The sequence below is a fragment of the Streptomyces sp. NPDC001914 genome (genome assembly GCF_042891215.1).
GTDB lineage: Bacteria > Actinomycetota > Actinomycetes > Streptomycetales > Streptomycetaceae > Streptomyces.
In genome coordinates, this window is sequence record NZ_JBIASW010000013.1 from 12,998 (window position 1) to 23,468 (window position 10,471).

Here is a 10,471-nt window from a genome sequence, read left to right on the forward strand (position 1 = left end):
TTCCGGCAATCACCCGTATCGGTGGGGTGGAGATCTTGTCCTTGGGGGAGGAGGAGGTGAAAGTCACCGAGTCCGAGGTTCCGGGGCTCACCGGAACCTGGTGCAAAAGGGAGATGCTCCGCCAGTGGAGCGGGGCTATCCGGGAACGGAGTTCTGCGTGGACATCGTCGTCAAGGGCCGCAAGACCGAGGTGCCTGAGCGGTTCCGCAAGCACGTGGCCGAGAAGCTGAAGCTGGAGAAGATCCAGAAGCTCGATGGCAAGGTGATCAGCCTCGACGTCGAGGTGTCCAAGGAGCCCAACCCCCGACAGGCCGACCGCAGTGACCGGGTGGAGATCACGCTCCACTCCCGCGGGCCGGTGATCCGGGCGGAGGCAGCGGCAAGCGACGCGTATGCAGCACTCGACCTGGCCGCGGACAAGCTCGAGGCCCGGCTGCGCAAGCAGCACGACAAGCGCTACACCCGCCGTGGCAACGGCAGGCTTTCGGCGGCCGAGGTCGCCGACGTCGTCCCGGGGGCCGCGACCCTGAACGGCAGCGGTGACGTCGTCCGCGACGAAGAGCCGGACGCCGTACCCACCAAGAAGATCGGCTCTCTGGAGATCATGGGGGAAGGCCCCTGTGTCGTCCGGGAGAAGACCCACGTGGCCGCACCCATGACGCTCGACCAGGCGCTCTACGAAATGGAGCTGGTCGGGCACGACTTCTACCTCTTCGTCGACTCCGAGACGAAGGAGCCCAGCGTCGTCTACCGGCGCCACGCGTACGACTACGGTGTCATCCACCTCAGCACGGACCCGATGGTCACCCAGGGCGGAGCGGACGCGCCGGGGGGCGCGCTCGGCGGCTGACCGTCCTCGACGACGGACGGCCGACCGTCCTCCGTGACGGATGAGTCGGTGCCCCTGGAGCGCGAGTGCGCCCCCAGGGGCACCGGTGTGCGACCACTTCACGCCCCGCTCCGTCACCCCGCCGCCGCCCGGACATGGAATCATGGCCGCACCGGCCCAACCGGTGGGTCGTTGCCTTGGGTTGGCGATGCCACGGGAACACAGGCCACGGCCTTCAGGGGGAGGAACGATGGCGGACAGCTTCGGACCGATGCGTGCCGGCGGCACCGATGGCGGAGGCGTCGCCTCCGGCCTGGACGGGAGCTCCTCGCGCGAGGAGCCCATCAGGGTGCTCGTCGTGGACGACCACGCCCTCTTCCGCCGCGGTCTGGAGATCGTGCTCGCGGCCGAGGAGGACATCCAGGTCGTCGGTGAGGCGGGGGACGGGGCGGAGGCGGTCGACAAGGCCGCCGACCTGCTGCCCGACATCGTGCTGATGGACGTACGGATGCCCAAGCGCGGCGGTATCGAGGCGTGCACCTCCATCAAGGAGGTGGCCCCCAGCGCGAAGATCATCATGCTGACGATCAGCGACGAGGAGGCCGACCTCTACGACGCGATCAAGGCGGGGGCGACCGGATACCTCCTCAAGGAGATCTCCACGGACGAGGTGGCCACGGCCATCCGCGCCGTCGCCGACGGGCAGTCGCAGATCAGTCCGTCGATGGCGTCGAAACTCCTCACCGAGTTCAAGTCGATGATCCAGCGCACGGACGAGCGCCGGCTGGTGCCCGCGCCGCGGCTCACCGACCGCGAGCTGGAGGTCCTCAAGCTGGTGGCCACGGGGATGAACAACCGCGACATCGCCAAGGAACTGTTCATCTCCGAGAACACCGTGAAGAACCACGTGCGCAACATCCTGGAGAAGCTGCAGCTGCACTCCAGGATGGAGGCCGTGGTCTACGCGATGCGGGAGAAGATCCTCGAGATCCGCTAGGCGTCACCTTCGGGGCGGCGCCAGGTGCCGCCCGAGGGCCCCGCCGGACCTCCGCCCGTCGTCACCCCACGATGCGCGCGAGCTCCGCGGTCAGCGGTTCGCGCAGGTCCGGGGCGTCCACCCGCTCGACCCGGACCGCCGTGCAGTCCACCCAGTCCGCGGCCTCCGCCAGGGCCTGGGCCACCGCCGGGACCGCCTTCGCCCCGTCCAGGGTGACCTGCCGGGCGACCAGCGTGCTGCCCTCCCGCGCCGGGTCGACCCGGCCGACGAGCCGGCCGCCCGCGAGGACCGGCATCGCGAAGTAGCCGTGGACCCGCTTCGGCTTGGGCGTGTACGCCTCCAGGCGATGCGTGAAGTCGAAGATCCGCTCCGTGCGCGCCCGCTCCCAGATGAGGGAGTCGAACGGCGACAGGAGTGTCGTGCGGTGACGGCCGCGCGGGACCGTCTCCAGCGCCGCCGGGTCCGCCCACGCGCTCGCGGCCGGCCTCGCGCCCGTGCTCCCCGCGCCGCCCTTGCCGGCCGCCGCCCTGCCCCAGCCCTCCACCGTCACCGGGACCAGACCCGAGTCCGCGATCACCGCGTCGACCTGCTCCAGCTTGAGGCGGTGGTAGTCGGCGATGTCCGCGCGGGTGCCGACACCGAGGGACTGCCCGGCCAGCAGCACCAGCCGGCGCAGGCACTCCCTGTCGTCCAGCTCGTCGTGCAGCAGGTGCTTCGGGACGGCACGCTCCGCGAGGTCGTAGACCCGCTTCCAGCCGCGCCGCTCCACGCACACCACCTCGCCGTACATCAGCGCGCGCTCGACGGCCACCTTCGTGCCCGACCAGTCCCACCACTCGCTGGTCTTCTTCGCCCCGCCCAAGTCCGTGGCCGTCAGCGGGCCTTCGGCGCGGAGCTGCTTGACGACCTGGTCGTAGGCGCCGTCGGGCAGCTCGTGGTTCCAGTGCGGACGGGCGCGGTAGGCGCGGCGGCGGAACGCGAAGTGCGGCCACTCCTCCACGGGCAGGATGCAGGCCGCGTGGGACCAGTACTCGAAGGCGTGCGGTGCCGGGCCCGCCCCGCCGGACGGCGCGGACGTCCAGTACGCCTGCTCCACCGTCTTGCGGCCGACGGCGCCGAGGCGGGCGTACGGGATCAGTTCGTGGGAGCGGGCGAGGACGGAGATCGTGTCGAGCTGCACCGCGCCGAGGTGCCGCAGGACTCCGCGGACGCCCGCCCTGCGGTCCGGGGCGCCCAGGAAACCCTGCGCCCGCAGAGCGATACGGCGGGCTTCGTCCGCGGAGAGTTCGGTGGTGGGACGCGGGAGACTCGTCATGCCCACACGTTAGGCGGTGCCACTGACAACCGGGGCGCCCACCGGCGGATCGCTCACCTGGCCGGCAGGTAGGGCGCCGTCGACGGCAGGCCCAGGTCCGACGGGAGCAGCGAGCCCACCCAGCAGTCCCTGCGTACGCCCTTGTTGTTGATGGCGGAGCGCAGGGTCCCCTCGATGGTGAACCCGGCGCGTTCGGCGACCGCGCGGGATCCGGCGTTGCCGACCTCGGCACGCCATTCGACGCGGTCCACGGACAGGTCGGTGAAGGCCCAGCGGGAGGCGGCGACGGTGGCCTCGGCGATGTAGCCGTTGCCGCGGTGCTCCTTCGTCGCCCAGTACCCCACCTCGCCGACGCCCAGGGAGCGCATGGTGATGGAGAGCATGCCGACCAGCTCCCCGGACGGGAGGAAGACACCGAAGGCGAAGGCCGAGCCGTCCGCCCAGCCCTCGGGAACGATCTGGTCCGTGAAGCCCGACGCGTGCTCGCGCAGATAAGGGGACGGGATGGTCGTCCAGCGCTGGATGTCGGGATCCTGGGCGGCCTCGAAGACGGCGTCGGTGTCGTCCACGTCCACGGGGCGCAGGACGAGACGGTCGGTGGTCAGCGTGACGGGGTCCATCGGCCGATTCTGCTCGGGCAACCGGAAGGATGCCATTCCTTTGCCCTGGGTGACCGGTTCGCTACTTTTCGCTGAGCGAACGCGGCACCTTCGGCGACCCCTGTCCGTTGTCCTGGTGGCTGTCCCCGGCAGACCTCCCGGCGCGGTGTGGTCCTCGCTTACGATGGCCGTTGCTCAAGCTGTGATTTGAAACTGCCATTGAAACCGACCGTCCCAGGCCCGACCGGCAAGGAGACAAACCCCCGTGTCCGTCCTCTCGAAGATCATGCGTGCAGGCGAAGGCAAGATCCTGCGCAAACTGCACCGCATCGCGGACCAGGTCAACTCCATCGAAGAGGACTTCGTCGACCTCTCCGACGCCGAGCTGAGGGCCCTCACCGATGAGTACAAGCAGCGGTACGCCGACGGCGAGAGCCTCGACGACCTGCTGCCCGAGGCCTTCGCCACCGTCCGCGAAGCGGCCAAGCGCGCTCTTGGCCAGCGTCACTACGACGTGCAGATCATGGGTGGCGCGGCGCTCCACCTCGGCTATGTCGCGGAGATGAAGACCGGTGAGGGCAAGACCCTCGTCGGCACCCTGCCCGCGTATCTGAACGCCCTGTCCGGCAACGGCGTCCACCTCATCACGGTCAACGACTACCTGGCCGAGCGCGACTCCGAGATGATGGGCCGCGTCCACAAGTTCCTGGGCCTCGAGGTCGGCTGCATCCTCGCCAACATGACCCCGGCCCAGCGCCGCGAGCAGTACGCGTGCGACATCACGTACGGCACGAACAACGAGTTCGGCTTCGACTACCTGCGCGACAACATGGCGTGGTCCCAGGACGAGCTCGTCCAGCGCGGCCACAACTTCGCGATCGTCGACGAGGTCGACTCCATCCTCGTCGACGAGGCCCGTACGCCGCTGATCATCTCCGGCCCGGCCGACCAGGCCACCAAGTGGTACGGCGACTTCGCCAAGCTGGTCATCCGCCTGAAGAAGGGCGAGCCCGGCAACCCCCTGAAGGGCATCGAGGAGACCGGCGACTACGAGGTCGACGAGAAGAAGCGCACCGTCGCGATCCACGAGTCCGGCGTCGCCAAGGTCGAGGACTGGCTGGGCATCGACAACCTCTACGAGTCGGTGAACACCCCGCTCGTCGGTTACCTGAACAACGCCATCAAGGCCAAGGAACTGTTCAAGCTCGACAAGGACTACGTCGTCATCGACGGCGAAGTCATGATCGTCGACGAGCACACCGGCCGTATCCTCGCCGGCCGCCGCTACAACGAGGGCATGCACCAGGCGATCGAGGCGAAGGAAGGGGTGGACATCAAGGACGAGAACCAGACGCTTGCCACGATCACCCTCCAGAACTTCTTCCGCCTCTACAAGCGCCACGACCACAACGGCAAGGAAATGCCCGGTCTCTCCGGCATGACCGGTACCGCGATGACCGAGGCCGCCGAGTTCCACCAGATCTACAAGCTCGGCGTCGTCCCGATCCCGACCAACCGGCCGATGGTCCGCAAGGACCAGTCCGACCTGATCTACCGCACCGAGGTCGCGAAGTTCGAGGCGGTCGTCGACGACATCGTCGAGAAGCACGAGAAGGGCCAGCCGATCCTCGTCGGTACGACGTCGGTCGAGAAGTCCGAGTACCTCTCGCAGCAGCTCTCCAAGCGAGGTGTCCAGCACGAGGTGCTGAACGCCAAGCAGCACGACCGGGAGGCGACGATCGTCGCCCAGGCCGGCCGCAAGGGCGCCGTGACCGTCGCCACGAACATGGCCGGCCGCGGTACGGACATCAAGCTCGGCGGCAACCCCGAGGACCTCGCCGAGGCGGAGCTGCGCCAGCGCGGCCTCGACCCCGAGGAGCACATCGAGGAGTGGGCGCACGCCCTGCCCGCGGCCCTGGAGCGGGCCGAGGCGGCGGTCAAGACCGAGAAGGACGAGGTCCACGACCTCGGCGGGCTCTACGTCCTCGGCACCGAGCGCCACGAGTCGCGGCGTATCGACAACCAGCTCCGCGGTCGTTCCGGCCGTCAGGGTGACCCGGGCGAGTCCCGCTTCTACCTCTCCCTGGGCGACGACCTGATGCGTCTGTTCAAGGCGCAGATGGTCGAGCGCGTCATGTCGATGGCGAACGTGCCGGACGACGTGCCGATCGAGAACAAGATGGTCACCCGCGCCATCGCGTCCGCCCAGTCGCAGGTCGAGCAGCAGAACTTCGAGACCCGCAAGAACGTCCTGAAGTACGACGAGGTGCTCAACCGGCAGCGCGAGGTCATCTACGGCGAGCGCCGTCGCGTCCTGGAGGGCGAGGACCTCCAGGAGCAGATCCAGCACTTCATGGACGACACGATCGACGCCTACATCTCGGCCGAGACCGCCGAGGGCTTCGCCGAGGAGTGGGACCTCGACCGGCTGTGGGGCGCCTTCAAGCAGCTCTACCCGGTGAAGGTGACCGTGGACGAGATGGAGGAGGAGGCCGGTGACCGTTCCGGTCTGACCGCCGAGTTCATCTCCGAGTCCATCAAGGACGACATCCACGACCAGTACGCGGCCCGCGAGGAGCAGCTCGGCTCCGAGATCATGCGTGAGCTGGAGCGCCGGGTCGTGCTGTCGGTCCTGGACCGCAAGTGGCGCGAGCACCTCTACGAGATGGACTACCTCCAGGAGGGCATCGGCCTGCGCGCGATGGCCCAGAAGGACCCGCTGGTCGAGTACCAGCGCGAGGGCTTCGACATGTTCAGCGCCATGATGGACGGCATCAAGGAGGAGTCCGTCGGCTACCTGTTCAACCTGGAGGTCCAGGTCGAGCAGCAGGTCGAGGAGGTCCCGGTCGAGGACTCGGCGCCGTCCCTGGCCAAGCAGGAAGCGGTGCCCGCGGGCGCGGCGCGTCCCGAGATCCGCGCCAAGGGCCTCGACGCCCCGCAGCGGCCGGACCGGCTGCACTTCTCGGCGCCGACCGTGGACGGCGAGGGCGGCATCGTCGAGGGCGACTTCGCCAGCGACGAGCCGGTGCGGTCCGAGGCGGACGGCCTCACGCGTGCGGAGCGCCGCAAGGCCCAGAAGGGTGGCGTGCGCCGCCGCAAGAAGTGAGTGACGGTCGCCTGCGGCGGGCAGTGCCGCCGTACGCGACCGGATGACGCGGGAAGGGCCGGACACCAGGTGTCCGGCCCTTCCCGCGTCCGGGGCCGGTGGGCCGCCCTTCTCCGTGGCCCGGCCTTCGCCGTGGCCGTGGAGGTGGCTTTCTCCGGGGTCCTGAGGAGGGCCTCGTTCAGTCGTGGGCGTGGGGTGCTCGGGGGCCGCCGAGCTCGATCGCCGTGCAGCGCCAGCGGAGGTCGGGGCCCTGTTCCAGCCGGAAGGCCATGGCGCGGAGCTGGTCGCCGGCGCCGATGCGGGCGAAGGCCTCGACGGCGTCCGGGCGGGCCACGTAGTAGCCGATGTCCCGGACGACGGGGCGGACACCGCGCGTGCGCAGCGGGCCGCGCTCGGCGAGCCGGACCAGTTCGTCGTAGGCCCGCCCCGCGGTGTGGCGCAGCATGCAGTGGACGGGGCGGGCGCCGCTCAGCACGGCCAGCAGGCGCTCGGCGAAGACGTCGGTGGGACGGGGTCCGGGAACGTGGCGGGGCCCCGGGGCGGGGCGCCGCGACGCCCCGGGGGACGCCGTGGCGAGCGTCCTGGCCTCACCCGGCGGCAGGGTCCTCGTCCGGGCCTCACCCGGCGGCCGTCCGCCCGTCCGCTCCCAACCCGGCGACGGGGCGTCCGTCCGGGCCGTGCCCATCGCCGAGGCGCCCGTCCGGGCCCCTCCCGTAGCCGCGCCCGTAGGGGCCTCGTCCGGTGGTGTGGTGGTCGTGGACGGCGCGGGGGACGGGCTCGTGTCCTGGGGTGGGGTGCCGCCCGGGCGGGTGGCGGGCGTGCCCGTGCCCGGGGTGCGCGGTGGGGCACCGCCGGGGCGGCGGGAGTCGTGACGGCCGGGCGGACGGGTGCCCGGGTGGCGCCTGGTCCTCGTCATCACCTTGTTCATGCGTCGTCCCCGATCGTCGTCCGGACCGGCGATACCCGCCGGTAACTTTCGTGTCGGGGATCTTGTACGAGCCGGGAAGGGGCCGGCGCAAGGACCGCGGGGGCGTGCCGCGGCCGCCGGAAAGTTCACCTATCAGGGTTGCCCGGAGGTGCCGGACCCTTGGCGGAGAAGGGGAGGACCGGGTGAATCGCGGGCGCGGGGTGGACGCCGCGGAGAGCGCGGCCGGGACCTCGAAAGGGGACGCCCGCACGTATCCTGAAGGCCCTCATCGAGGCGCGGGACCGCCCTCCCCGGAGTGCTCGCACCGCGTGACCCTCGGAGCCCCGACTACGAAAGCGGCCAGCCATGCGCGTCTACGTCCCCCTGACCCTCTCCGGTCTCGCCGAGGCGTACAAGACGGGAGAGCTTCAGTCGGGACCGTTCACCGCGTACGCCGTCACGCCCGCCCTGCGCGAGTGGTACGTCTCCGACGACATCGAGGAGCTGGAGTACGCGGCGCTCAGCCGTGCCGCGCTGGCCTCGCTGCGGCTCCTCGCGGCCGATCCGGAGGCCGTGCGGCGCCGGGTGGTCGTCGCGGTCGACGTCCCGGACCGGGCGGCGGCCGCCGACCCCGACCGCGGGCTCGACCCCGCGGCGCTCGGTGAGGTGCGGGTCTCCCAGGACGTGACCCTGGCGAAGGCCGCGGCCGTGCACGTCGACGCGGACGACGCCGGGACCGACGTGACCGCGGCCGCGGCGGCGCTCGGCGCGGCGGACGCGGGCGACGACGACGCCCAGTTCGTGGTCGACGGGGCCGAGGACCACGAGCTGCTGTGGTTCGCCACGCAGGAGGTCCCCGGCCTGGTCGGACTCGGGGAGTAGCCGCCCGGATTCGGCCCACGACGACGCGTTGTCGGTGGTGGCGGGTACGTTCTCGGTATGGGGAAGCAAGGAAACGCGCACATTGTGTGGGACTGGAACGGCACGCTGTTCCACGACAATGACGCGATCATCGGGGCGACGAACGCGGCGTTCGCCGAGCTGGGGCTGGAGCCGATCACCCTGGAGCGGTACCGGGCGATGTACTGCGTGCCCGTGCCGAGGTTCTACGAGCGGCTGATGGGGCGGCTGCCGACGGACGCCGAGTGGCAGATCATGGACGACACCTTCCACCGGTACTACGCCGAGCACCGCCGGGGGTGCGGGCTCACCGCCGGGGTGCCCGCGCTGCTGGCCGGGTGGGAGGCGGAGGGGCGCAGTCAGTCCATCCTGAGCATGTACGGGCACGAGGAGCTGGTCCCGCTGGTGCGGGGCTTCGGGATCGAGCCGCACTTCCTCCGGGTCGACGGGCGCACCGGGCCCTCCGGCGGCAGCAAGGCCGAGCACATGGTGCGCCACCTCGCCGCCCTCGCGGGTGTCCAGCCGGCCCGCGTGGTGGTCATCGGCGACGCGGTGGACGACGCGACGGCCGCACGGCACGTCGGCGCCGGGGCCGTTCTCTACACCGGGGGTTCCCACAGCCGCGCCAGCCTGGAGGAGGCCGGCGTTCCCGTGGTGGACAGCCTGGAGGAGGCCGTCGAGGAGGCCGGCAGACTGGCCGTCTGACGGCCCCGCCCGCCTCTCCTCCCGGACCTCCCGGACAGGACGCCCGCCCCCGGACCGCCCGCCGACCGGACAGGACGCCCGGCCGCCTCCCGGACCGCCCGCCGACGGGATCCGTCCGTCAGCTCACCGGAGCCTTCGAGCGCAGCACCTTGAGGAACTCGCGCATCCAGGCTGAGTGGTCGGGCCAGGCGCGGGCGGAGACGAGGGTGCCGTCGACGACGGCCTCCGCGTCCTGGAAGGTCGCGCCCGCCGCCTGCATGTCGAGCTCCAGCGCGGGATAGGCCGTGACGCGGCGCCCGCTCAGGCTGTCCACGGCCGCGGTCAGCAGCGGCCCGTGACAGATCTGGGCCACCGGCTTGTCCGCGTCGAAGAAGGACTTCAGGATCTTGCGGAGTTCGAGGTCGTTGCGGAGGTACTCCGGGGCGCGCCCGCCGGGGATGACCAGGGCGACGTACGCGCCGGGGTCGACCTCCGCGAACGCGAGGTCCGCGGGCCAGGTGTAGCCGGGCTTCTCGGTGTACGTGTCGAAGCCGGGCTCGAAGTCGTGGACCACGAACTGCAGCTTCTTGCGGGTCGGGGCCGCGATGTGGACCTCGTACCCCTCCTCGCGCAGACGCTGGTAGGGGTAGAGGACTTCCAGCGACTCCGCCGCGTCGCCGGTGACAATGAGGATCTTCGCTGCCATGGTGCTGCGCTCCCGTCGGCCGTCCTTGCGCGTCGCGTTCGCCGTCCCCGTCAACCTGCCTCCGGGGGAGGCGCTTGCCAAGGGGCAGAACACGGTCCGTAGGACGAAGGTAGCCCGCGGCCGGCCCGCACTGCATGACGCCGCTCTCTTCGTCCCTGTGCATAGTGTCAAAGTTCCACCCCCGGTTTTGTACACATACGGCTCATGACGACCCCCCGGTCGGGGGCGATAGCCTGGTGGCGTGATCAGCGCGATATCTCGCGGGGGCATCGTCGCCCCTGCCCCGCGCCCGGAGCGCACGGACGACATCCGTGACCGGGCGCCGATCGCTGATCTTCACGGGCGGGACGGGATCACGGCGACGTCCGTGCGCGCGAGCGGAAACGCGGCGAGCGCTCACGGCGACGCGATCCGTACGTCGACGGCAC

At 70.7% G+C, this 10,471-nt stretch carries 9 protein-coding genes; 5 read left to right on the forward strand and 4 right to left on the reverse strand.

Translation table 11 applies throughout. The annotated features are described in order from the left end of the window. Positions 1 to 157: 157 nt before the first annotated feature. Positions 158 to 850, forward strand: a complete 693-nt coding sequence (gene hpf, locus ACFYYF_RS30215) for a ribosome hibernation-promoting factor, HPF/YfiA family (RefSeq protein ID WP_388780699.1) — start codon at positions 158 to 160, stop codon at positions 848 to 850. A gap of 229 nt (positions 851 to 1,079) precedes the next feature. Then, a complete protein-coding gene (locus tag ACFYYF_RS30220) occupies positions 1,080 to 1,826 on the forward strand; it encodes a response regulator transcription factor (RefSeq protein ID WP_361681229.1) in 747 nt (248 codons plus the stop codon). 61 nt (positions 1,827 to 1,887) lie between these two features. Here the strand turns inward: ACFYYF_RS30220 and ACFYYF_RS30225 are convergent, their stop codons facing one another. Together ACFYYF_RS30225 and ACFYYF_RS30230 are read right to left on the reverse strand one after the other, a co-directional pair. After that, positions 1,888 to 3,141 (reverse strand): winged helix-turn-helix domain-containing protein, encoded by a 1,254-nt coding sequence (locus ACFYYF_RS30225; protein WP_388780700.1) that lies wholly within the window; start codon positions 3,139 to 3,141, stop codon positions 1,888 to 1,890. 53 nt (positions 3,142 to 3,194) lie between these two features. Continuing rightward, entirely contained in the window at positions 3,195 to 3,761 is a 567-nt protein-coding gene (locus ACFYYF_RS30230; protein ID WP_361681235.1) for a GNAT family N-acetyltransferase, read from the reverse strand. Positions 3,762 to 4,005: 244 nt separating this feature from the next. Between ACFYYF_RS30230 and secA the strand changes: the two genes are divergently transcribed. Continuing rightward, complete coding sequence (gene secA / locus ACFYYF_RS30235; protein ID WP_388780701.1) at positions 4,006 to 6,846, forward strand: preprotein translocase subunit SecA; 2,841 nt, start codon at positions 4,006 to 4,008, stop codon at positions 6,844 to 6,846. A 178-nt stretch (positions 6,847 to 7,024) separates the two neighbouring features. On the opposite strand, the gene ACFYYF_RS30240 is transcribed toward secA, so the two are convergent. Then, positions 7,025 to 7,774 carry an Rv3235 family protein gene (locus ACFYYF_RS30240; protein WP_388780702.1) on the reverse strand — a complete coding sequence of 250 codons (750 nt, stop codon included), beginning with the start codon at positions 7,772 to 7,774 and terminating at the stop codon, positions 7,025 to 7,027. 345 nt (positions 7,775 to 8,119) lie between these two features. On the opposite strand from ACFYYF_RS30240, the gene ACFYYF_RS30245 reads away from it, so the two are divergent. Next, positions 8,120 to 8,635 carry a DUF6912 family protein gene (locus tag ACFYYF_RS30245; protein ID WP_365489804.1) on the forward strand — a complete coding sequence of 172 codons (516 nt, stop codon included), beginning with the start codon at positions 8,120 to 8,122 and terminating at the stop codon, positions 8,633 to 8,635. Positions 8,636 to 8,692: 57 nt separating this feature from the next. Beyond that, the gene (locus ACFYYF_RS30250; RefSeq protein WP_361681246.1) at positions 8,693 to 9,358 is read left to right on the forward strand and encodes an HAD family hydrolase; all 666 of its coding nucleotides are present in this window, start codon (positions 8,693 to 8,695) and stop codon (positions 9,356 to 9,358) included. Positions 9,359 to 9,476: 118 nt separating this feature from the next. Here ACFYYF_RS30250 and ACFYYF_RS30255 read toward each other — a convergent pair whose 3' ends face one another. After that, positions 9,477 to 10,043 (reverse strand): DJ-1/PfpI family protein, encoded by a 567-nt coding sequence (locus ACFYYF_RS30255; RefSeq protein ID WP_355773982.1) that lies wholly within the window; start codon positions 10,041 to 10,043, stop codon positions 9,477 to 9,479. Positions 10,044 to 10,471 lie beyond the last annotated feature (428 nt).